This is a genomic window from Listeria rocourtiae subsp. hofi (assembly GCF_963575615.1).
GTDB lineage: Bacteria > Bacillota > Bacilli > Lactobacillales > Listeriaceae > Listeria_A > Listeria_A hofi.
Genome location: NZ_CAUYTL010000006.1, coordinates 1 through 21366, shown reverse-complemented (window position 1 = coordinate 21366; position 21366 = coordinate 1). Strand labels below are relative to the sequence as shown.

At 41.4% G+C, this 21366-nt stretch carries 22 protein-coding genes and 1 riboswitch; of the genes, 9 read left to right on the top strand and 13 right to left on the bottom strand.

Features of this window, described 5'->3' with window-relative positions:
* Window position 1: 1 nt before the first annotated feature.
* Both R8925_RS04590 and R8925_RS04585 read right to left on the bottom strand, forming a co-directional pair.
* A complete protein-coding gene (locus tag R8925_RS04590) occupies window positions 2-1261 on the bottom strand; it encodes an ABC transporter substrate-binding protein (RefSeq protein ID WP_430539407.1) in 1260 nt (419 codons plus the stop codon).
* A 50-nt stretch (window positions 1262-1311) separates the two neighbouring features.
* Entirely contained in the window at window positions 1312-2994 is a 1683-nt protein-coding gene (locus R8925_RS04585; RefSeq protein WP_430534732.1) for an alpha-amylase family glycosyl hydrolase, read from the bottom strand.
* Between the two features lie 225 nt (window positions 2995-3219).
* Here R8925_RS04585 and R8925_RS04580 point away from each other — a divergent pair, with 225 nt between their 5' ends.
* Entirely contained in the window at window positions 3220-4248 is a 1029-nt protein-coding gene (locus R8925_RS04580) for a LacI family DNA-binding transcriptional regulator (RefSeq protein ID WP_430534731.1), read from the top strand.
* Between the two features lie 174 nt (window positions 4249-4422).
* Here the strand turns inward: R8925_RS04580 and R8925_RS04575 are convergent, their stop codons facing one another.
* The 3 genes from R8925_RS04575 to R8925_RS04565 form a co-directional block, all read right to left on the bottom strand.
* Complete coding sequence (locus R8925_RS04575; protein WP_430534730.1) at window positions 4423-4941, bottom strand: GNAT family N-acetyltransferase; 519 nt, start codon at window positions 4939-4941, stop codon at window positions 4423-4425.
* 8 nt (window positions 4942-4949) lie between these two features.
* A complete protein-coding gene (locus tag R8925_RS04570) occupies window positions 4950-5129 on the bottom strand; it encodes a type II toxin-antitoxin system Phd/YefM family antitoxin (protein WP_077913321.1) in 180 nt (59 codons plus the stop codon).
* A gap of 131 nt (window positions 5130-5260) precedes the next feature.
* The gene (locus R8925_RS04565) at window positions 5261-5626 is read right to left on the bottom strand and encodes a VOC family protein (protein WP_430534729.1); all 366 of its coding nucleotides are present in this window, start codon (window positions 5624-5626) and stop codon (window positions 5261-5263) included.
* Between the two features lie 160 nt (window positions 5627-5786).
* On the opposite strand from R8925_RS04565, the gene R8925_RS04560 reads away from it, so the two are divergent.
* Complete coding sequence (locus tag R8925_RS04560; RefSeq protein ID WP_430534728.1) at window positions 5787-6344, top strand: DUF1269 domain-containing protein; 558 nt, start codon at window positions 5787-5789, stop codon at window positions 6342-6344.
* Between the two features lie 43 nt (window positions 6345-6387).
* On the opposite strand, the gene R8925_RS04555 is transcribed toward R8925_RS04560, so the two are convergent.
* Window positions 6388-7365 (bottom strand): DNA polymerase beta superfamily protein, encoded by a 978-nt coding sequence (locus tag R8925_RS04555; protein ID WP_430534727.1) that lies wholly within the window; start codon window positions 7363-7365, stop codon window positions 6388-6390.
* A 166-nt stretch (window positions 7366-7531) separates the two neighbouring features.
* Between R8925_RS04555 and R8925_RS04550 the strand changes: the two genes are divergently transcribed.
* From R8925_RS04550 to R8925_RS04540, 3 genes are all read left to right on the top strand, one after another.
* Window positions 7532-9094, top strand: coding sequence for an ABC transporter substrate-binding protein (locus R8925_RS04550; protein ID WP_430534726.1), 1563 nt, complete (start codon window positions 7532-7534; stop codon window positions 9092-9094).
* 139 nt (window positions 9095-9233) lie between these two features.
* On the top strand, window positions 9234-10184 hold the full coding sequence (locus R8925_RS04545) for an ABC transporter permease (RefSeq protein WP_430534725.1): 951 nt from the start codon (window positions 9234-9236) through the stop codon (window positions 10182-10184).
* A 4-nt stretch (window positions 10185-10188) separates the two neighbouring features.
* Window positions 10189-11091, top strand: coding sequence for an ABC transporter permease (locus R8925_RS04540; RefSeq protein WP_430539406.1), 903 nt, complete (start codon window positions 10189-10191; stop codon window positions 11089-11091).
* Between the two features lie 51 nt (window positions 11092-11142).
* Here R8925_RS04540 and R8925_RS04535 read toward each other — a convergent pair whose 3' ends face one another.
* The 3 genes from R8925_RS04535 to R8925_RS04525 are packed head-to-tail and all read right to left on the bottom strand — an operon-like array spanning window position 11143 to window position 12107.
* Window positions 11143-11397 carry a BhlA/UviB family holin-like peptide gene (locus R8925_RS04535; RefSeq protein WP_051994189.1) on the bottom strand — a complete coding sequence of 85 codons (255 nt, stop codon included), beginning with the start codon at window positions 11395-11397 and terminating at the stop codon, window positions 11143-11145.
* Between the two features lie 39 nt (window positions 11398-11436).
* Entirely contained in the window at window positions 11437-11790 is a 354-nt protein-coding gene (locus tag R8925_RS04530) for an ArpU family phage packaging/lysis transcriptional regulator (RefSeq protein ID WP_430534723.1), read from the bottom strand.
* Between the two features lie 14 nt (window positions 11791-11804).
* Window positions 11805-12107 (bottom strand): hypothetical protein, encoded by a 303-nt coding sequence (locus R8925_RS04525; RefSeq protein ID WP_430534722.1) that lies wholly within the window; start codon window positions 12105-12107, stop codon window positions 11805-11807.
* A gap of 227 nt (window positions 12108-12334) precedes the next feature.
* Here R8925_RS04525 and R8925_RS04520 point away from each other — a divergent pair, with 227 nt between their 5' ends.
* Window positions 12335-13036 carry an ABC transporter ATP-binding protein gene (locus R8925_RS04520; RefSeq protein WP_430534721.1) on the top strand — a complete coding sequence of 234 codons (702 nt, stop codon included), beginning with the start codon at window positions 12335-12337 and terminating at the stop codon, window positions 13034-13036.
* Window positions 13037-13046: 10 nt separating this feature from the next.
* On the top strand, window positions 13047-16430 hold the full coding sequence (locus tag R8925_RS04515; RefSeq protein WP_430534720.1) for an FtsX-like permease family protein: 3384 nt from the start codon (window positions 13047-13049) through the stop codon (window positions 16428-16430).
* A 43-nt stretch (window positions 16431-16473) separates the two neighbouring features.
* On the opposite strand, the gene thiE is transcribed toward R8925_RS04515, so the two are convergent.
* Genes thiE through tenA form a run of 4 tightly spaced genes read right to left on the bottom strand, consistent with a single transcriptional unit; the run spans window position 16474 to window position 19366 of the window.
* Window positions 16474-17091 (bottom strand): thiamine phosphate synthase, encoded by a 618-nt coding sequence (thiE, locus tag R8925_RS04510; protein ID WP_430534807.1) that lies wholly within the window; start codon window positions 17089-17091, stop codon window positions 16474-16476.
* Complete coding sequence (thiD, locus tag R8925_RS04505; protein ID WP_430534719.1) at window positions 17084-17887, bottom strand: bifunctional hydroxymethylpyrimidine kinase/phosphomethylpyrimidine kinase; 804 nt, start codon at window positions 17885-17887, stop codon at window positions 17084-17086. Before thiD ends, thiE begins: the two co-directional genes overlap by 8 nt.
* Window positions 17884-18690 (bottom strand): hydroxyethylthiazole kinase, encoded by an 807-nt coding sequence (thiM, locus tag R8925_RS04500; protein ID WP_430534718.1) that lies wholly within the window; start codon window positions 18688-18690, stop codon window positions 17884-17886. Before thiM ends, thiD begins: the two co-directional genes overlap by 4 nt.
* Window positions 18668-19366: a thiaminase II gene (gene tenA / locus R8925_RS04495; protein WP_430534717.1), complete on the bottom strand. Its 699-nt coding sequence runs from the start codon at window positions 19364-19366 to the stop codon at window positions 18668-18670. The genes thiM and tenA overlap by 23 nt, the downstream gene beginning before the upstream one ends.
* 81 nt (window positions 19367-19447) lie before the next feature.
* Window positions 19448-19555, bottom strand: a riboswitch (TPP riboswitch).
* A 251-nt stretch (window positions 19556-19806) separates the two neighbouring features.
* Between tenA and R8925_RS04490 the strand changes: the two genes are divergently transcribed.
* Both R8925_RS04490 and R8925_RS04485 read left to right on the top strand, forming a co-directional pair.
* Window positions 19807-20271, top strand: a complete 465-nt coding sequence (locus R8925_RS04490; protein WP_430534716.1) for a universal stress protein — start codon at window positions 19807-19809, stop codon at window positions 20269-20271.
* A 93-nt stretch (window positions 20272-20364) separates the two neighbouring features.
* Complete coding sequence (locus tag R8925_RS04485) at window positions 20365-21312, top strand: DMT family transporter (RefSeq protein ID WP_430534715.1); 948 nt, start codon at window positions 20365-20367, stop codon at window positions 21310-21312.
* Window positions 21313-21366: the final 54 nt, after the last annotated feature.

Here is a 21366-nt window from a genome sequence, read left to right as displayed (position 1 = left end):
CTTAGTTATTGGATTCGGCCGTGCTTTGCGCTTTTTCAAGCTCTGATTGGACATCTTTACCGCCAACCGTCACGTTATTAACCATTTTCGCAATAACTCCTGAGCTTGTGATGTCACCCATCTTCGTGAAGTTTTTACCGTCAACTAAACCAAAAATTTGAATGTCATCAAACGATTTCGCGATTTCTTCTGATAACGCACCAAATGATTTCACGACTTCATTATTTTTATATGTTTCGTTTTCAATAACGCCTTTATTTACTGGTTGTGCCCCACCTGGAGACATTAATACCCATTTCGTTTGGTTCTCAGGTTGTGACAAGAACTCCACGAATTTTTTACCTGCTGATTTTTGAGCGTCATCTAGGCCGTCTGAAAGTGCTAACGCTGAAACGGTTCCGTATACTGCTTTTTCTTTTTCTTCTGGGATGATAAATCCAACATTGCTTGGGTCACCATCTGTGAATACTGCTGGTAAAATATACGTTGAATACATCGCCATTGGGGCCGTTCCATTCATAAATGCATCCTTAATTTCCGTTACATCATTCGATCCAGGCATCGTATATTTCGATAATTCTTGATAAAACGTCAATGCTTGTTTCATTTCTTTCGTATCGATTGTAATATTGCCTTTCGCGTCTAGCACGTTCGCCTTATTGGAAAGTGCAAATTGTGAAAATGCTTGCTCTGCCATCGCGCCTTCCGCTGTTGGAATCGCAATACCGTATTTCTTGTTCGCTTTATTCGTAAAGTGCTTCGCAATTGTTAAAATGTCGTTCCAATTCTTTGGCTCCTCAAAATTCGCTGCAGCTAAAGCCTTCTTATCGTACCAAATACCTTGCACCCAGCCCGTAAGCGGAACACCAATGTAACTTTTGCCATCCTCAGAACGCACAAGATTTAGCGCACCTTCGTAATAGCTATCTTCGCCAACTTCTTTGATTACATCTTTAACTGCTGCTTGATCGATTAATTTATCTTTATCCATTACTTTCGCAAAATCTTGACTTACCTCCAAAACTGCCGGTAACTTGCCCGAACGCGCCAATGTCACTACTTTTGTATTGAACGCATCTTCTTCTACCGGCACTTGCTTCACTTTAATGTTTGGATTTTCTTTTTCAAATTTCGCTACTAATTCTTTGATTACATCAAGACGTTCCTTTTCAACGGAAGAATGCATAAACTCAATCGTCACTTCTTTATCATCAGCGCTTCCTGATGAACCGCCACACGCCGCCAAAATTGCACTTAACATTAACACAACAACAAGTAAAATCGAACCTCTCTTTTTCACCTTAAACCCTCCTAGTTTTTGTTTGTTAACCAACGGAATTCATACGGAGCAAGCACGATTGGAGCGCTCCCAGAAATCGGCTGACCTTTTAAAATATCCCAATTTGCAACAACATCACACGATACAGATTGATTGGACAAGTTATGAACTACAAGAATACTGTCCCCCGAAGCACCTACACGCTTAATTGCAAAAATTTCTTTGCCTAAATCCACAACTTCCATCGGTACGTTTGGGTGGAATAACGTCTGTCCTTTCCGAACTTGGATCAATTCTTTAATTCCCTCAAAAGTGCGGTGCATCAATGTTTTCTCATCTGCAAGCCCTACCTCAATCTCTGAAAGTGGGTATTTTTTGCGGTTGATAGAACGATTATGCCCCGTTTCTGCAACGCCATCCAAATCGTTTCGCGCACCTAAAATACTTTGTACGTAAACCGCTGGAACACCCGGTATTGTTAGTAAAATCGAATGAGCAAGCAAGAATCGCTGTAATCTTGTATCATCATTATCTGCCAATCGATTTAGCGCATCCATATACGTCACGTTAATCTCATACGGGCTCTGTGTTCCATCTGGATTTTGTTTGTAAGAGACAAGTGCGCCCTCATCCTCCAAATCCGCTACCAATGCCAAAATATCAGCTTCCGGCAAAATTCCCCGAATCGGATTCAAACCAATACCATCATGCGAAGCGAGGAAGTTGAAAAACGTAGCATCTTCACCAGGTAATTCCAAATCACGCGCCCAACCTGATAATGCAGCACCATCACCGGTATGTATCGCCTGTAACACAAGCGGCGGCAATGGGAATTGATACACCATATGCGCCTCATCCTGTCCATTTCCAAAATAGGTAATGTTATCTTTATGCGGCACATTCGTCTCCGTTATCATCACTGTTCCCGGAGCAATTTCCTCCAAGATATCGCGGAACAGTTTTACAATCTCATGCGTTTTTTCCAAGTGAATGCACGTCGTCCCAGGCTCTTTCCACATAAACCCAACTGCATCCAACCTAATATACTCCGCACCTTCCTCTAAATAAAACGCCAAAACATCAATCATTTTTAACAACACGTTAGGATTCTCGAAATTAAGGTCGATCTGATCCGCGCTAAAAGTCGTCCAAATATGTTCCTTCTCACCATTTGCCATCTCAAACTCCGTCAAAACTGGCGTTGCACGTGGCCTAGTTACTGCCGACAAATCTGTTTCCGGTGGCAATGACACGAAGAACTCATCATACTGTTTATCCTGCTTTAAAAAACCTTGAAACCAATCACTTTTTGCAGATATATGATTACAAACATAATCAAACATGAGTCGCGTTGATTTCGTCAAATCGGTAACATCCTGCCAATCACCAAGCTTCGGATTCACTTTTTTGTAATCAATCACCGAGAATCCATCATCCGAAGAGTACGGATAAAATGGCAAAATATGAACGACCTCAAACATCTCATTCAAGTAAGTATCATACATCTTTTTGAATGTCGTTAACGTAGCCCGATCCTTCTCCCAAAATTGGTCACCATATGTAATCATCACCACATCTTCTTGGTCCCAGCCTGACTTACGTTGCTTTAATTTTTTCAATTGGGCCTCTTGAATTCGCTCTCTAATCGCTTGTTCCATTGATATAGCGCTTTCAGTCCCATATATACTTTCTAGTCTCCTCAAAATAATATTCATTTTTTGCCTCCTTTTATGGTACCGCTCCCACAAAAAGAGTATATTACAGAAAGCGCTTTCTGTCAATGATATTTTTTACATATCATATACAAAAAGTTTTTATACCCTTATGTATAGCAATTTCTTTACCATTGGACATCTTTACCACAATTGAGTAGAATAGAATTCATGATATATAAAACGATGGGAACGGTCTCATCAAGATAGAACAAGGAGGAACAACTAATGGGAGCCACAATTTATGATATTGCTCGTCACGCCGGAGTCTCGAAATCAACAGTTTCACGCGTGCTAAATAACCAAACCAATATTTCTGCCGACTCCAAAAAACGTGTCCTAACAGCAATCGAAGAACTACAATATAAACCGAGCAAACTAGCACGAGCGCTAACCAATTCTGGATTCGACGCTATCATGGTCATTTCAAATCGGCCAACCAAGACTACAGCAGGAAATCCTTTTTTCTCAGAAATCATTCACTCCATCTCGGCTATTGCGGAAGATCAGAACTTCGATTTAATCCTGCAAACATCTCGAAATACCGATGATGAGCTCGATAAATGCATTGCCAAAATAAAAGAAAAAATGATTAAAGGCATTATCATGTTAAGCTCTCCTGCCGATGAAACTTTTTTCGAGAAACTAGATCCATTCAATATTCCTATCGTCGTGACTGGAAAAATCGATGGCACCTATAAAAACGTCTACTCAGTGGATACCGATAATTTCAAAGATTCCTATGAACTCACGAGTCTGCTCATAAAAAATGGCCATAAAAATATCGCTTGCTTACATGCACCGCTGAATCATCACGTTTCTATTGATCGACTCGCCGGCTATCGTAGTTGCCTATTTGATCACAACTTGGATATTCGTCGCGACTGGATTTTAGATAGCGGATATACCGCCGAAGATGCTTACAACGCAGCAAATCAATTACTTTCACATCCAAATCGGCCCACTGCCATTTTTGCCACAGATGATTTAAAAGTACTTAGTATTTACAAAGTAGCAGCTGAGCATAACTTGCAAATACCAGAAGATCTTTCCATCGTTGGCTACAATGATCGTGTCGTGTCGACTTTCCTATCACCACCATTAACAGCCATTGATATTCCCACCAAACGTTTAGGAAAAGCTGCTACCGAGTTACTTTTCAAATTAATTCAAAACAACGAAAAAAACAGCCAAAAAATGATTATCGAAACAAAACTGATAAACGGAGCATCCATACAATCTCTCAAGTCACATTAAAAATATGGAAGGCGCAGCGTCTCATACGACCTACGCCTTCCATATTTTTTTATACTAGCCTTGATAATAGTCGTACAAAATGATGTATTTACAAAACACACTTGTATGCTCGACGTTACCTCCATTTTCAGCATACAAAAAGATACTTCAACAATCAAAGTATCCCTTGCAAACTTATATATTCTGAACCATCACATGGACAGTATGCTCTTTACCGCCATAAGTTTGTCGCTTTTCTTCCTGCTTTTCAAAACCTAGGTGTGACCAAAAACCAAGCGCCTCTTCATTCTCCTCAAGAACACCAATTCGTAACGAATCTGCGCTACCATCCGATGCCCAGTCTTTAATTACTTGATACAGCACTTTTCCAAATCCACTGCCTCGTTCCTCGGGTATCAACATTAATAAACCGATAATCCACTGCCCTTTCCGCGGAAAATCAGCCACTACGTCAATCAAGCCAATTGGTTTATCCGCCTCATCAAGAACCGCCATTACGAACTTATCAAGCTTGGTTTTACCCTTTGGTATCTCTGTAATAATGGTACGCGCGTTCTCTGTATTCGCTGCCACGCCTTGTTCCATCAAAAAATAGTCTTCACATCTCACACAAACTTCCTCAGCTAAAGCAACATCTTTCTCCGTCAAAAACTTCACATGATAATTTCTCTTTCTCTCCAAATATCTCACCATTTTCCTATTTATTTCGTAAGTGTGCGTGTCTCATATTGGCACATTTCTTCATATGTTTCGATACTCATCACTACCATATCTCCATGCCCATTCTTTGTTAAAAAAATAGGTTCACTGCGTTCGTGGACAATTTTGGAAATATCAGTAAAATTATTTCTCAAGTCAGAAACGGGTCTAATTTCAGGCATCTCCTTGCCCTCCTCTTATCATAATATTATCATTATTATATCATAATTATGATATAATAGCTATTAATAATTGATTTTTAGGCAAAAAAAAATAGCCAGTCGTTAAACTAGCTATCAACAAATAAATCCAATTAATACGCCTCTTCTAAGATTAAAATGCTATTTCCCTCAGGATCAGCACAACGCAACTCTTTTCCGCCCCATTCCGCTAAAAAAGGAGGCTGAATATCCACACCGTTGAACTTCAATGTTTCATACGTTTTATCTAAATCTGCTGAGCGGAAAACAAATTCCGTAAGATCATGTACCGCCACATCCCCACTCGCTTTATCCCAAACAATAATTCCCGGATCATTCCTAGAAAAAGCCAATTTGGCACCGACATAATTGCCATGTCCTTCAAACACCAAAGGCACACCTAACTGATCTTTGTAAAAAAGGACAAACGTTTTTGGATCATTTACAGCGATATTAATTCCCTCGAAACCTTCTATCATGATATTCCTCCACCTTTCATTTCCTAATTAATCATTTCCCTAGTCACATCATACAAAACTAAAAATAGTTAACATTTTGTTTTAACACATAGAACGAGTATACTAAAAGCAAGGCGTATATTGCCGATATTCCATAGAAAATTTTAGGAGGCTATTCAATATGAGTAAACAAACAAATAAAACAGTACTCATCATGAACTTCGAAACAGAAAGCAAGTCCTACCAAGCATTCTCAGAAATCAAAACGATGCACGCGGAAAGAAAAATTCACGGTGAGCAAATGGCGGTCGTAGAACACGATCACAATCATAAAATAAACGCCAAGGACTTTCTAGATTTCACAGGCGGCGATAAAAACATGAAAGGCAGTCTAATTGGTATGCTAGTAGGTATCCTCGGTGGCCCGCTAGGCGTTCTGTTAGGCTGGATGACCGGCGCAATCATTGGTTCCTCTCAAGATGCCAAAGAAATACGTGACGCTATGAACGTTTTCGAAAAAACATTGGAAACAATACCCGAGGATCAAACTGGTGTTATCCTAATCGCAGAAGAAGAACACAATGAATACATTAACGAATTAGTAAATAACAAATTAGGCGGTCGCGTCATTCGTATGGATGCAAATCTTGTTGCTCGCGAAATAAATCAAGCCCAACAAGCAGAGGACGATGCCAAAAAAAGCGCTAAAAAAGGCTGGTTTAGCAAAAAGGACGACTAAAATAACCTCTCTGTCCTAGCATAGTGCTCCTATGCTGGGATTTTCATTTATACAACGAAATTAACAGTTCCTCTACTTTATCCATGTCCACCTGCTCTGGAAGCTCCGACTCCTTAGCCGCTTGCTCAAACTCTTCTTGCAAAACTGAAACCTTCTCAAAAATTTCCTCAAAAGACAATTCCTCATTCCGAATCATCATCAATAAACCGTTCTCCGCTCGCCGTTTCGTAATAATTCCTTTTCCCTCTAAAATATCCCTCCCAGTAACTAACATTCGCACCAAATGCATCGCGTGTTTATAAAGTCGTGGTGAATCTTTTAGATGAGGCGTTCTTCCTAATTTGTTATACGTTCGTATCGTCCCTTGCATCTCACCATAAATACCTGCAAAATCACGCAACGGGTACCCACGTAAAGATGCATCCATAACAATTTGCCCATTCTCGATCCTTAACTCTAATCCACCTTCCTCCAATTTCGCATACTTCTTATCAAAATGTCCTATCTGCCTCTGTAACGTCTCTAAAATATGTTGCTCTTGTATTGCCTCTGATGCCTCATTACGGACTAAAGCATTTTGCAAGCGTTTCAACTGTGCATTCGCGTAATTTCCAAACGTCTGCTCAACCCGCTTTGTTAAAAATAAATCTGCATGATTCCTGACCATTCTACCAATCTTTGAACACACAACTATTTCCTCATCCTCAACACCTAGCAATTCCAGCATATTAGGATTCCCCTGTGCACATAGTTTAATAAACTTCTGCGCACCGAAAATAACTGTGTCCGTCTCTTTCTCCTCAAACTGCTCAAACTTATGCAGTCCGTATAAATATCGCTCATCCTCTATTAAAAAACCGCGCAAATCCAAATCACTCGCTTTAGTATTCGTCCCATAACCATGAGATCCACTGGCCACCAAATAAGCAATCCCATTCAAATCTTTATTCTTCCTTAGAAAATCATATGCAGGTGTTTCCACAGCAGCTTTATAATCCATCACTCGCATCACTACTCCCATTTCTATATCTCCATCATTATATCAAAAACAACGCCACCAAAAATAGTTTTATCATCTAGTCACAATAGCTTGACTTTAAATCCGAATCAAGGTATTTTAAGTATAACCAATTCCTACTTATAGAGTAAGAATTAAAAAGTCAACGCTTAAGAAAAGGGGAGAAAGTATGAAAAAAGGTATTTTATTCGTTTTCACATTAACTTTAATATTGGTATTAGCAGCTTGCGGAGGATCTGGTAGTTCTTCTGACAGTGCTAGTGGCTCCAAAGACAATAATTCTATCATTATTGGGGTTCCAGGCGACCCTGAAGTTGTTAATCCACTTTATTCAAGCGACCGGGTTACACTTACTATCCAACAGGCTCTTTACGCACCACTATTTTGGGAGTACGACGGCAAACCTGCACTCGCGGATAAACTAGATGTTTCTGCTGATAATTTGACGTATACAGTCACGCTAAAAGACGGTCTTAAATGGCATGATGGGAAACCACTCACTGCCGATGACGTAGTATTTAGTGTCAACGCTATCCTTGATGAAAAACAGAACAGCCCTTTCCGTGGAAGCTGGGTATTTGATAATAAACCTGTGAAAGCAGTCGCTGAGAACGCAACAACTGTTAAATTCACACTCCCTCAAGTAGCACCAGCCTTTGAAAACACACTAAATACATTCTTCCCGATTCCAAAACACATTTTTGAAGGTGTTGCCGATATCGGTAAGAGTGATAAAAACAATAAGCCCGTCGGATCTGGTCCGTATAAATTCGTAAACTATAAATCAGGTGAATATTACTCGTTAGAGAAGTTCGACGATTACTTTGACGGTAAACCAAAACTTGATAAAGTAACATATCGCATTACTAAAGATCAAAATGCAGCTAACCTTGCTTTACAAAATGGCGAAATCAACTTGAAATCTATTCAACCTGCTGAACGCAATAAAGTTGAAAAAGCTAGTGACGTCAATATTATAACTTATCCAGAAAATCGCTTAAGTTATGTTGCATTTAACCAAAATGTCACAGCTCTCAAATCCAAAGACTTACGCCAAGCTATTTCACTTACATTAGATCGTAAAGATTTAATTGATGCAGCTTATGGTTCACAAGAATATGCACAACCTGCAAGCTCTTTCTTAACTGAAAACACGAAATTCTTCACCGATAAAGTAGAAACATATAGCCAAGATATAGCTAAAGCTAAAGAACTTTTAGCGAAGAGTGGCTATAAATCTTCTGATAAACTCAACATCATTTATCTAAACAACAGCAAAGCACAAGAAAGTATCGCGCTCTACATCCAAGAACAATTGAAATCCATCGGTGTTTCCCTAGAACTAAAACCAACCGATCCAACAGCGATGAATAACATCACACTTGACCGTAAAAGTGATGCTTACTCCTTAATGCTTGGTGGCTACATCATGGGTAATGACCCTGATCCGTATAAAACACTATACATGACAGGCGAACCATACAACTACTCGAATTACAGTAATCCTGCGGTAGATAAACTATGGAACGAAGGCGCTGTAACGGCTGACGAAACAAAACGCCAGAACATCTACGAACAAATTCAAACGACAATTGCCGATGATGCTGTGATTTATCCAATCTCCTATGATAATGCCGTACTTGCAATTGACAAAAAATATCAAGGCACAAAAGAAGCAACACCGCAACCTGTAACAATGTTCCGCGATCTATCCAAGCTTTATATTAAGTAAAAGTAGCCTCTTGCATGCTATAATAACTAAATGTGTATAATGAAGCCCCAAACTGACGGGAAAGCTAAGCTCCAATTTTCCCGTTCAGTGAGGGCTTTACGTTGTTTCACTATATTTTTTGGGTAAGGGGCTTTTCTTCATGATACAAACTATCTTCAAACGTGTATTACAAATTATACCGATGCTATTCGTTATCTCGCTAGTATCCTTCGCATTAGTTCAATTGGCGCCTGGAGATCCAATCTCCTCTTTTGTCACGCCAAATATGAATCCTGAAGATGTCGAACGGATACGGCAAAGCCTAGGTCTCGATCAACCGATTTACGTACAGTACTTCAAATGGCTAGGAAATGTGCTTCAAGGAAATTTTGGTTACTCTTTAATCAATAACCAACCCGTTCTCGGCCAAATTATCGAGCGCCTCCCTGCAACAATTGGCTTGATGGGAACTGCTCTGTTTTTTACGTTGCTTTTATCCATTCCACTTGGTCTTCTAGCTGCAGCCTATGAAGATACAAAACTAGATCGAGTTTTAAATGCTATTTCTTATGTGGGTATCTCGATTCCTATTTTTTGGTTTGCTATGATTTTAATTGATGTCTTTGCAATTCGCCTTCATTGGCTTCCAAGTTTAGGAATGCGAACAATTGGCGTTGAATCATTCTGGGATATAGCAAAGCATGCAATCCTGCCAGTCACCGCGCTTACTTTCCAAGGTTGCGCATCCTATTACCGCTACGTCAGATCCAACACGATCAATCAGTTGAAAGAAGAATATGTTTTGTTTGGCTATGCAAAAGGACTTTCTAAAGCACAAATTATGCGTGATCATGTCCTTAAAAATTCATTGCTTCCAGTTATCACGCTTCTCGGTATGTACTTGCCACAAATCATCACTGGAGCCTTTATCACAGAAAGCGTTTTTTCTTGGCCCGGTATGGGGTCTCTTGGAATCAACGCTATTTTCCAACTCGATTATCCAATGATTATGGCCATCACAATGTTCTCTGCCTTGTTACTAATTATTGGTAACTTACTTGCCGATGTGGCCTATACTATCATTGACCCACGTATAAGGGAGGTTAGCTAACATGATGAAAGCAGATTTAAGTAAATTCACAAAACCTAAAAATGCCCGACCTCCTGAAAAAGCACAGCTACCGCGTGAACGTACATTTTGGCATTTCTTATTAAGTGAAAAACGCGGACTTATATCAATTGGAATACTAGTCTTTTTAGCGCTTGCTTGTAGTCTAGCATTCTTATCACCATATGATCCAAATGCTCTATCTATTCAAGACAAGCTACTTCCACCAAGCAGCTCGCATTGGTTTGGAACAGATGATCATGGTCGCGATTACTTCACGCGTGTGCTCTATGGAGGTCGTGTATCATTAACTGTTGGCTTCCTTGCTATGTTAATTGCCCTTGTTGTGGGAACGATAGCTGGAACAATCAGTGGTTTCTTCGGTGGTATTGTCGACAGTCTGTTAATGCGGTTCTTAGATATTTTCATGTCTATTCCATCATTCTTCTTGTTAATGATTTTGAATGCTTATTTAAAACCGGGCATCGGAAATATTATCTTGATTATCGGGCTGCTATCTTGGATGGATGTCGCCCGAATTGTCCGTGCAGAAACTCTGTCACTAAAGGAGCGCGAATTCATACTATACTCCAAATCGAGTGGCGCAGGAGTTTGGCATATCATTGTTCGCCATATTATCCCTAACGCAATGCCTTCGATTGTTGTAGCGGCTTCTTTGAATATTGCCGCCGCCATCCTTACCGAATCAGCGCTAAGCTTCTTAGGATTAGGTGTTCAACAACCTAATTCCTCTTGGGGCAGCATGTTGAACAACGCGCAAGGCTACATCGGTGACGCTACTTATTTAGCGTTATTCCCTGGTGCCTTGATTTTACTAACTATCTTGTCATTTAATGTTCTTGGCGATGTCTTCCGCAGAGGCTTAGAACCACGAGACATTCATAAATAAACTATATGTACAGCCTTGGTGCTCATGATGAAGCATCGAGGCTGTTCGTATCTATTTTACTTTCAGCTCTATTACATCTGCTCGCATCTCGTTGACTGCTTGTTCGATGATTTTAATCTCGCTAGCTAATTCACTCAAATTATCAATTGTCCTTTGGTAACGCTCTTCCCGTTCGTCATTTTTGCGCATCATCCATACTAACAAGGCTATAAAAAGGATACCAAATGTGATTTCGGTTGCGTTCGCCACTAAATTCTCTAGTCCCGTAATAATCACTTCCAAACTATAGTAGTTTTTCTTCTCCATCTCCATCATACCTCCCCTTCAAGTATGATTCTCCTTAACTTATATAAATACTAATTGCTCGGCTTCATATGCCATTAAAAATCCTTCTAATGCTGCTTTCTTTAATCGATAGTAATGAGACTCACTCCACCCTATACTCATGTACACCTCAATATTAGTCAGCTTGCGTCGCGACATGTATTTCGCTAAAAGGACTTCCCGTTGATCACTGTTTAGCTTATTTATCGCTTCTGCTATTCGCTTAATTTCGATATATGCTGGTTCTTCGGAGATTTTTTTGGTTAGTCTCAATTCGTTTTGTTCCGTTCGTCTTGGCATGCTTCGTTTTGGTAGGCTTAGTAGTAATGTGTTGTACTTGAACAATAATCGCTCGGCTTCTTTGCATTTGCTCATTCATTATGTTCCCCCTAAGACTGCTTTATTTTGGTTAAAATTGATTCATATAGGTGCCGCCTTTCCTTATCGTCCCAAGTTGCTAATTGCTTCTTCGAGTAAGTTGAAAAGTAGCTGATGAGAGATACTTGTGTGCGGATTTCACTTGCTTCCTCATCATTATTCTCTAATTTCTTCTGTTCTTTTCTCAGATTTCTGATTTTACGACATACAAAACATGTGCCTTTACATTGGTAAAATGAAACGTCTTGTTCGTTGTGAAAATCAACCAGCCGCGAGAATAGAACGTTGATTTCTCTCTGCCTTTTTTTGTTCATGTTTATCTCTCCCTTGTCCCATTTTTTAAGGAGTAACCTTACTATAAACCCCGCTGAATCCGAAGTCAAGGAAAAAACGAACACTTGTTCTAGATGTGTTTTCAATTTGGCTGTATAGCTGGAATGAAGCGGTTTATTATTTTTAAATTTGGGAGTTTTTTTGAAAATTTTGTGCTATAATGAAAATATTAATGTTCGAAAATTAACACGTGGATGGGGATGCTAAAATGGCTTTTGTCGAAATAGATCAGATATATAAGCGCTATCAACTAGGCGAGAAAATAGTAACGGCAAATGATGGTATTACATTTCAAATTGAACAAGGTGAATTTGTGATTATTGTTGGTCCTTCTGGCGCTGGAAAGTCCACTGTGCTCAATATTTTGGGTGGAATGGATATGAGCGATGAGGGGCATGTTTATATTGACGGGACAGACATTGCAGCTTTTAATGCCAAACAATTGACAGGATATCGAAGAAAAGATGTTGGGTTTGTGTTCCAATTTTATAATTTAGTGCCAAGTTTGACTGCGAAGGAAAATGTAGAACTCGCGACGCAAATTTCGCCGAACGCGATAGACGCCGAGGTTGTTTTGAAGCAGGTTGGCTTGGAAGAACGCATGGATAATTTCCCTGCCCAGCTCTCAGGCGGGGAGCAGCAACGAGTTGCCATTGCGCGTGCCCTTGCTAAACAACCGAAATTATTGCTTTGTGATGAGCCAACTGGTGCGCTTGATTATAACACCGGGAAATCAGTTTTAAAATTGTTACAAGATACGTGTCGAAATACTGGTACGACAGTGATTGTTATAACGCATAATACCGCTATTACACCCATTGCTGACCGTATTATTGAGATTAATAACGCCAAAGTTCGTGATGTCAAAATTCAGGCAAATCCAGTTTCGATTGACAGCATTGAATGGTAAGGAGAATCCGATGAAAAAAGCATTATGGAAAGACATATGGCGAGAAATCGCAAAATCTAAAGGCAGATTTATCTCGATTTTCCTACTAATCGCGCTCGGTGTTGCCTTTTTTGTAGGCCTGAAAGCAACTGGTCCTGATATGATTCACACAGCTGATAAATATTATGACTCACAGAATTTGATGGATTTACAAGTACAGTCCACGTACGGCATAAATCAAGATGACATCGCTATCTTAAATGGAATCCCTGGCGTTCGACAGGTCCAGCCTGGTTATACAGCAGATGTGATGTTGCAAGATTCGCTACTTATTACGAAGGTGTATTCTTTATCGCAAAATAATCTGATTAATAAGTATACGGTCGAGAAAGGCCGGTTACCGCGAAAAAGTGGTGAAATTGCGATTGATTCCATCAAGAAAGCCAACGATTACTATAAAATTGGTGATAAGGTTACGTTTGTGAATAGTGATGGCAGCGCTATGAAGGGCCAGTTCCATAAAACTACATTTACAGTTGTTGGGATGGTTTCTTCGGCGGCTTATATCGAGGAAGGAACTCGCGGTACTTCCAAGATTGGAAATGGACGCGCGGATATTTTTGCAGTTGTTCCTGAGGTGGATTTCGATTCAAAATATTACTCGACCGCACTTATGACGTTCGATAATACGGCGAAGTCAGAAGCTTATAGCGATGAATATGACTCGACGATTGAAAAGAATAAGTCACTCGTAAAAAAGGCACTTGCAGGACAGCCAGCCGCGCGCTTAAACGCGATTCAAGAAGATGGTCAGGTGAAAATCGATGAGGGACGTCAAAAAATCGCGGATGGCCTTGCTGAAATCGAGAAGAACCAGCAGAAATTAAATGAGGCGCGCGCGAAGTTAGATCAGGGCTGGGCGGAGTATTACAACGGAAAGCGTGAGCTTGAATCCAAACTTGCAGACGCTCAAGCAGAAATTGATAGAAATACCGCCAAACTCGCGCAGGCTAAGAAAGATATTGCAACAGCGGAACGCAAAATTGCAGATGGTGAGGCGCAGATTGAAGACGCAGAATTGCAGTTGAACGAGGCGCAATCAGAACTTGAAGATGGGCAAATGACACTTGATGAAAACAAGGAACAACTCGCAATGGTTCAACGCTTATATGATGTAGTGAAAGACTACACCATTGGCGATATTCCGATTGCTGATTTAGATAAGGAAACACAACAGGAAATTATTGATAATGCGAACGCGTTTGATCCCGAACTTGGTGGATATATCCAATCCTATTTTGATGGCACACTTTCAGAAGCACAACTAAATCGCCTGAAAAATGAGGCCTCGAATCAACTTGCGATGGCTAATAAAGAAGTCGCAGATGCACAAAAAGAAATTAACCAAAATCGCCAGCTACTCGCTGACAAACAACGGGAACTAGCTATTAAAAAACGCGAACTTAATGAAGCGAAGGATAGATTAGCTCAAGGCAAAAAGGATTACGCAGATGGTATGGCACAACTAAATGTTGGGAAACAGAAGCTTGCCAATGCAAAAGTAGCTGGTGACGCTAAACTTGCGGACGCAAAAGCCGAACTAGACGCTGGGGAAGCGACCTATGCGGCAAATTTAGCAACTTTTGCAGCAGGGAAAAAGAAGGCTCTTTCGGAAATTGCTACATCGAAAAAAGACCTCCAAATTGCGCAGGAAAAACTGGACGCGCTAGACTTACCGAAGTATTTTATTAGTGACAGGACGGATAATCCAGGTTATACGGAATATAAAGATAATGCAGATCGGATTGCATCGCTTTCCACCGCCTTTCCTGTTTTCTTCTTTTTGATTGCAGCACTTGTTTGTTTGACAACGATGACGCGAATGATTGAAGAGCAACGAACACAGACTGGTACGTTAAAAGCGCTTGGTTATAGCAACGTTGATATTATCGCTAAATTCCTCGTATACGGGTCGCTTGCCAGCCTTACGGGAACTATGATTGGGCTCATAATTGGGTTTCAAGTATTTCCACAAATCATCTTTGTGGCTTACGGCTCACTTTATAATTTACCGGCGCTTGATATTTCTTGGTATTGGAGTTACAGCCTGATTTCACTTGCCGTGGCGCTGTTTTGCACCACTTTGACGGCTTTCGTATCATGTCGCGCCGAATTACGAGAAAACGCGGCTTCCCTGATGCGTCCAAAAGCGCCGAAAAACGGGAAACGAATTTTGCTGGAACGGGTACCTTTCATTTGGAAACGAATGAATTTTACGAGTAAAGTGACGGCCCGAAATATTTTCCGCTATAAGCAACGGATGCTGATGACAATTCTTGGTGTGGCTGGCTGTACAGCGCTTCTGCTCACTGGATTCGGTCTCAAAAACTCAATTGGTGATATCGTTCCACTACAATACGACCAAATTATGAAGTATGACGCGGTTGTCGTATTAGATAGTAATGCAACAAAAACGCCTCTTCAGGATTACAACACGATTATCGATAACACACCAAATATCAAAAGTGCACTTGATGTTTCTCAAAAAAATATGACGGCAATCGAAAAAGGCGTGGCAAATCAAGGCGCCACGCTCATTACACCAAAAACACTAGACAATTTTAGCAACTATGTCGTGCTACGCGATCGTAAAACACATAAAACCGTTCCACTAACCAATGATGGTGCAGTTTTATCAGAAAAACTCGCTAAGTTGTATGGCGTCAAACCAGGCGACTCACTAACTATCAAAGACGGCGACAATAATAGTTACAAAATCAAGGTCACGGGCATCACAGAAACCTACGCCATGCACTATATCTACATGACGCCGACGTATTACAACCAAATTTTCAATAGCCAGCCGGAATATAACACACAGCTTCTTCTGCTTAACAATACAAATCAAAAGTGGCAGGATAACTTTGCAGAGAAGCTACTTAAAAATCCAGCCGTGCTCGCTGTCACATATACAAATACTGCAAGCAACGCATTTGGAAGTACAATGGATAGCCTTGACGTCGTGATTGTTGTCCTAATTATTTCAGCCGCAGCGCTCGCCTTTATCGTTCTTTACAACCTGACTAACATTAATGTTTCCGAGCGAATTCGCGAACTTTCAACCATCAAAGTACTCGGTTTTTATCCAAAAGAAGTCACGATGTACGTCTATCGTGAAAATCTCATTTTAACCATGATGGGCATTGTCGTCGGCTTTGTTCTTGGTACTTTCCTGCATCGTTTCGTCACCTCAACAGCAGAAGTTGACATCCTGATGTTCAGCCCGACTATTCACGCGATGAGTTACGTTTACGCCGCGATATTAACGCTGCTATTCTCAACGCTCGTCATGATTGTTATGCACATCAAATTAAAACGTGTAGACATGATTGAAGCTTTAAAATCAGTAGAATAAACATGAGCGACTTTTCTCCGTTTTCAAGAAAAGTCGCTTATTCTCATTTAAAATTGGCAACTGTTTGCGCTATATTTTCCGAACGAGTAATTGCCGAGATAACTGCCACGCCTTGTGCTCCAGCCTTCCTAATCTCTTTCATTTGTCCTGATGTAATTCCGCCGATTGCAACCATTGGCAAAGTAATTCCAGACTGGCGAATATCGCGTAGCAATTCCAAACCAGTCGTCGGTTTTGCATCAACTTTCGAACTCGTCTCAAAAATTGGTCCAACACCAATGTAGTCCAATTGCTCATACTTTGTTGCGTTCTTTGCTTGTTCTAGCGTATTGACAGAAAGCCCAATTTTCATTTTTCCAGCACAGCTTGCAATTACATCCGAAATCGCCATATCATCCTGCCCCACATGAATACCATCCGCTCCAATCTTTAGTGCCAGCGACACATCATCATTGATAAAAAAAGGAACGCTATACTTGCGACAAAGTTTCTGACATGATTTAGCAAGCAGTTCGATTTCATCAGGATTCGCAAGCTCTTTTTCACGAAATTGATAGCAGGTAATACCTGATTGCAGCGATGTTTCCAAAATTGGTAGTAGCTTGTCCCTAGGAACATCTTGCGTCCCAGCGATAAAATAGATTTTTAACATGTCACGTATTCTCCTTCCGATGCGCCCAATGATTAGTCGGCCCATGTCCATGGCCAATATAAATCGGATCCGAAATAGCACGCGTGATAAATGCTTTTGCTGTACGAACCGCGTATTCCGTCGTTGCACCTTTTGCAAGTTCAGCCGTTATACATGCTGAAAAAGTACAGCCCGTTCCATGTGTGTGCTCCGTGTCTATTCTTTTCGCCTCTAGCCAAAATGCTGCATTCTCATCTAAAACATAATCTCGTGATTCTTGCTTATTCTCACTATGCCCACCTTTGATGATAACCGTCTCAACGCCTAATTTTTGAATTTGTTTCGCGGCTTTTTCGATTTGTTCTATACTTCTTATCCTCATACCTGTCAGCGCTTCTGCTTCGGGAATGTTCGGCGTTACAATCGATGCGAGTGGCAGCAAATTTTGGCGAATAGACTTAATCGCATCATCATTCACGAGCGATGCGCCCCCTTTAGCTATCATAACAGGGTCAACGATTAGCGGACCCCAATTGAAGCGCCGTAATCTAGAAACAACAGTATCAATCGTCGCCTCATCCACCAACATGCCCGTTTTGACAGCTGTAATCGAGAAATCATCATTTAGCGCCTCCATCTGTGACGCCAGAATATCAACTGGAATTGGATGAATCGCACGAACGCCTAGCGTGTTTTGTGCAGTAATCGCCGTAATTGCCGACATCCCAAAGACACGGCGCTCCTGAAATGTCTTAATATCCGCTTGAATCCCAGCCCCACCGCCACTATCAGACCCTGCAATCGTAACTGCTTGTGGAAATATCATTGCGGAACCTCCTCTATCTGTGCCACTTTTTCCTGATTATGTCCGTCCCATACTGCCAACTCATCGATAAATGCAACGCGGAAAGAAGCTGGCAATCTCCGCTCTAATCTTTTCACAGCATACTCCGAAGCAATAGCATAACTCGCTGATGCCACAACAACCGCATCCAAATAATCATCTGTGACACCAACAAAAGCACCAATCACACAACTCAATAAACAACCCGAACCCGTAATTTTCGGTAAAAGTTCATCTCCATTTTCAATCGTTATCACACGCTTGCCATCCGAAATAGTATCCACAGCGCCACTAATCGCCACAATAGCCCGGTATTCGCGTGCCACTTTTAAAGCAATCTCCGCCGCTTGCGAAGCATCTCCAAACCCCGCATCAACACCTTTCGCCTGCCACGAAATACCAGCAATACTCGCCAGCTCTCCCAAATTCCCACGAATCACAGCAAACTGTATCTCCTTTAATAATAACTGCGCCGTCTCTTGCCTAAATGAAGTCGCACCAACACCTACTGGGTCCAGAACAACCGGTTTTCCAGCCAGATTTGCCGCTTTTCCAACAGCCAACATCGACGCCACCAATCCTCTATCCAGCGTGCCAATATTAATTACGACTGCATCTGCCATTCCGCCAAGTTCAGCCATTTCTTCAATAGCCACCGCCATAATCGGAGACGCCCCTATCGCCAGCAAACCATTCGCTGAGTCATTCGCCACCACAAAATTCGTAATCGTATGCACCAACGGATTTCGCGTCCGTACCTCCTCAATAAGATGCCAATTCGCCATCCAAATCACCTCTCCCATCCCACGTTTTCTGCTTGTATGCCATATCCCAAAACGCCAATTCCGCGTAACTACTAATCCGAAAAGCCTCCCGCAACTCCACCAAATCATCATCCGTCAACCCAGTCGCAATCCTGTCCAGCAAATCCATCTGTCGCTGCAAGCCTTCCGCATAGCCCGCATCCTGATAAATCTCCATCCAAGACTGATACAACGGCTCCGGGCTAACGTAATCCGCGTACTGCTCACCAATTTCCCAGTACAACCAATAACACGGCAAAATTCCCGCTAAAATACGGCCCAATGAGTGCGATCCTGCCAACCGATACATATGTGATGTATAATGATAAGCCGCCGGGCTCGCCACAACCTCAATCAAATCCGCCGTCCCAATACCCACATAAGGATAAAATTTTTCCCGCATCACAAGCTCCGACTTCTCCAAAGACGCAAGCGACTTGCTAAGCTCCATCATCGCTACGTAATCATCCGCATAAGCAACCCCCAGCGCAATCACCTTCACATAATGCGTCAAATAATAATGATCCTGCAATAAATAGTAACGAAACGCCGCCTTATCCAAACTCCCATCCACCAACTGCCTCACAAATGGATGATCCTTACTCTTTTGCCATACTTCCTGATTCTCCGCACGCAATACTTCCGAAAACCGCATCATTCCATCTCCTCCTTTTTTCATACAAAAAAACGCCTTCCCCGGCACTAGCAATAGCGCAAGAAAAGGCGTCATGATATTTACATCAAGTTCCCAATACTTCCCTACGCGAGTGCTAACTCAACAGGTTCAAAGGGTCCATGAATTAATATTCATATCTCGGTCTTAAGTAAGACTCCCCCAGTATAAGAGATTGGTTGCTACACAGGGTAAATCGGCGGCAAGCGTTCGCTTTCGCTCGATTTACAAAGCATAATTTTCATCCAACTAAAAAGGACAAAATATCGCTCTATCTTGTGTCGCACCCCAGTCTCCAACTATTCGTTTTTCACCACAAGTGTACCATAAATAAATCCGATTCTCCAAAAAATACGCGTTATCCACCGAAAAAATGGGTATGGAGGTACTAAGGGGAAACCAACGTAGAGAGGATGGGAAGTCAAATGACAATCTATCATAGGATTTTAGTAGGTGTGGACGGCTCCAATGAAGCGGAAGAAGCTCTAAAACGAGGTATTCAAATTGCAAAAAGAGACGGAGCAGTACTCGGAATCGGCTTTGTCGCAGATGTTCGTCGAATCGCGCCACTTATCGATTACGAGCAAACATACGCAAAAAAAGCCAAAGAATACGGCAAAGGTCTTGTCGAAATCTATAAAACCGAAGCAGAAAAACTCGGCGTCGAAAATGTAGAAACATTCGTCAAATTTGGAACGCCAAAAACAACTTTTGTGAAAAAATTTATCAGCAAATTCGAACCCGATTTAGTACTTGTCGGATCTACCGGATTAACGCCAACCGAAGAGTTTATCATGGGTAGCGTATCATCCTATATCGCCTCTCATGCACCATGTGACGTTATCATCGTCCGAGGAAAAAACTGGCGCGACCGCAAAAAAGTCGAATAACCAATAAAACCAAGTAGGTAGGTATTCTCTGCTTGGTTTTATTATGCTATACTACCTGTTATACAGTAACCAAGAAAGAAGGCTCATACCAACATGCAAAGCGGAAAAAAACAAACAACCCTCTACCTACTACTAGTTCTCGTCATGGCAAGCTGGGGACTAAACGTAACCGCAACTAAAATTCTAGTCTCCCATTTCCCGCCTATCACAATGACATCCTTTCGAATATTTACAGCCGCAATCGCTGTCTTCCTTTTTTTATTGGCCATCGGAAAATTCAGACTCCCGACACATCGCGAATTTTTATACATATTTGCAGGAAGTCTGTTCAATATTTTTCTACATCACTACTTCCTAGCATCAGGTCTAACCATGACTACAGGGACAAATGGCGGCCTTATCTTAGGAATCGGTCCAATTCTAACCGCTATATTAGCCGTTATTTTTTTACGTGAAGCCATTTCTATGCCACAACTAATCGGCCTTGTATCTGGACTTTTCGGCGTTTCGCTCATCGTGCTGACTGGTGGGCAAGGACTCTCAGGTGCCTCATTAGGAGACATCTACGTCTTCATCGCAATCCTATCCCAATGTTTTAGCTTCATCATAATCAAACGCATCTCCGGCTCGCTCGACCCACGTCTAATGACCGCGTATATGCTACTAATCGGCTCCATTTTACTATTTTTCACAAGTCTTATTGAAGAACCAGGCGGCCTCGCCCAAATGAGCGGTCATTCACCATCTATGTGGCTACTATTCCTCACCTCAGCTTTACTTGCAACAGCATTTGGAAACTTAATTTATAACTTTGCAGTCGGACAAATCGGCCCATCCCAAACAGCTATTTTTATGAATCTCAATCCATTTTTCTCGCTCATCGGCGCGGCCTTATTTCTAAATGAACAAATCCGTTTAATGCAAATTCTTGGCTTTATTCTAATTATCATTGGTGTCATACTAGGATCTGGTGCCTTACCTGAGCTCATTCGTGCTAGAAAAAGAGTCCGAAATCCCCAATCGAGTAGGAGGAGCCGTTAGGCTCCGACCTCTCACACCACCGTACGTACCGTTCGGTATACGGCGGTTCAATAG

Bases quoted from the DNA above. Each gene is read 5' to 3' on its own strand.
- R8925_RS04575 (WP_430534730.1), bottom strand. From the start codon at position 4,941: ATGGTGAGATATTTGGAGAGAAAGAGAAATTATCATGTGAAGTTTTTG.
- tenA (WP_430534717.1), bottom strand. From the start codon at position 19,366: ATGATGCGGTTTTCGGAAGTATTGCGTGCGGAGAATCAGGAAGTATGG.
- R8925_RS04515 (WP_430534720.1), top strand. From the start codon at position 13,047: ATGAAAAAAGCATTATGGAAAGACATATGGCGAGAAATCGCAAAATCT.
- R8925_RS04590 (WP_430539407.1), bottom strand. From the start codon at position 1,261: ATGTTAAGTGCAATTTTGGCGGCGTGTGGCGGTTCATCAGGAAGCGCT.
- R8925_RS04580 (WP_430534731.1), top strand. From the start codon at position 3,220: ATGGGAGCCACAATTTATGATATTGCTCGTCACGCCGGAGTCTCGAAA.
- R8925_RS04540 (WP_430539406.1), top strand. From the start codon at position 10,189: ATGAAAGCAGATTTAAGTAAATTCACAAAACCTAAAAATGCCCGACCT.
- R8925_RS04530 (WP_430534723.1), bottom strand. From the start codon at position 11,790: ATGAGCAAATGCAAAGAAGCCGAGCGATTATTGTTCAAGTACAACACA.
- R8925_RS04545 (WP_430534725.1), top strand. From the start codon at position 9,234: ATGATACAAACTATCTTCAAACGTGTATTACAAATTATACCGATGCTA.
- R8925_RS04535 (WP_051994189.1), bottom strand. From the start codon at position 11,397: ATGGAGAAGAAAAACTACTATAGTTTGGAAGTGATTATTACGGGACTA.
- R8925_RS04520 (WP_430534721.1), top strand. From the start codon at position 12,335: ATGGCTTTTGTCGAAATAGATCAGATATATAAGCGCTATCAACTAGGC.
- thiM (WP_430534718.1), bottom strand. From the start codon at position 18,690: ATGGCGAATTGGCATCTTATTGAGGAGGTACGGACGCGAAATCCGTTG.
- R8925_RS04565 (WP_430534729.1), bottom strand. From the start codon at position 5,626: ATGATAGAAGGTTTCGAGGGAATTAATATCGCTGTAAATGATCCAAAA.
- R8925_RS04485 (WP_430534715.1), top strand. From the start codon at position 20,365: ATGCAAAGCGGAAAAAAACAAACAACCCTCTACCTACTACTAGTTCTC.
- thiD (WP_430534719.1), bottom strand. From the start codon at position 17,887: ATGATATTTCCACAAGCAGTTACGATTGCAGGGTCTGATAGTGGCGGT.
- R8925_RS04585 (WP_430534732.1), bottom strand. From the start codon at position 2,994: ATGAATATTATTTTGAGGAGACTAGAAAGTATATATGGGACTGAAAGC.
- R8925_RS04525 (WP_430534722.1), bottom strand. From the start codon at position 12,107: ATGAACAAAAAAAGGCAGAGAGAAATCAACGTTCTATTCTCGCGGCTG.
- R8925_RS04550 (WP_430534726.1), top strand. From the start codon at position 7,532: ATGAAAAAAGGTATTTTATTCGTTTTCACATTAACTTTAATATTGGTA.
- R8925_RS04570 (WP_077913321.1), bottom strand. From the start codon at position 5,129: ATGCCTGAAATTAGACCCGTTTCTGACTTGAGAAATAATTTTACTGAT.
- R8925_RS04560 (WP_430534728.1), top strand. From the start codon at position 5,787: ATGAGTAAACAAACAAATAAAACAGTACTCATCATGAACTTCGAAACA.
- R8925_RS04490 (WP_430534716.1), top strand. From the start codon at position 19,807: ATGACAATCTATCATAGGATTTTAGTAGGTGTGGACGGCTCCAATGAA.
- R8925_RS04555 (WP_430534727.1), bottom strand. From the start codon at position 7,365: ATGGGAGTAGTGATGCGAGTGATGGATTATAAAGCTGCTGTGGAAACA.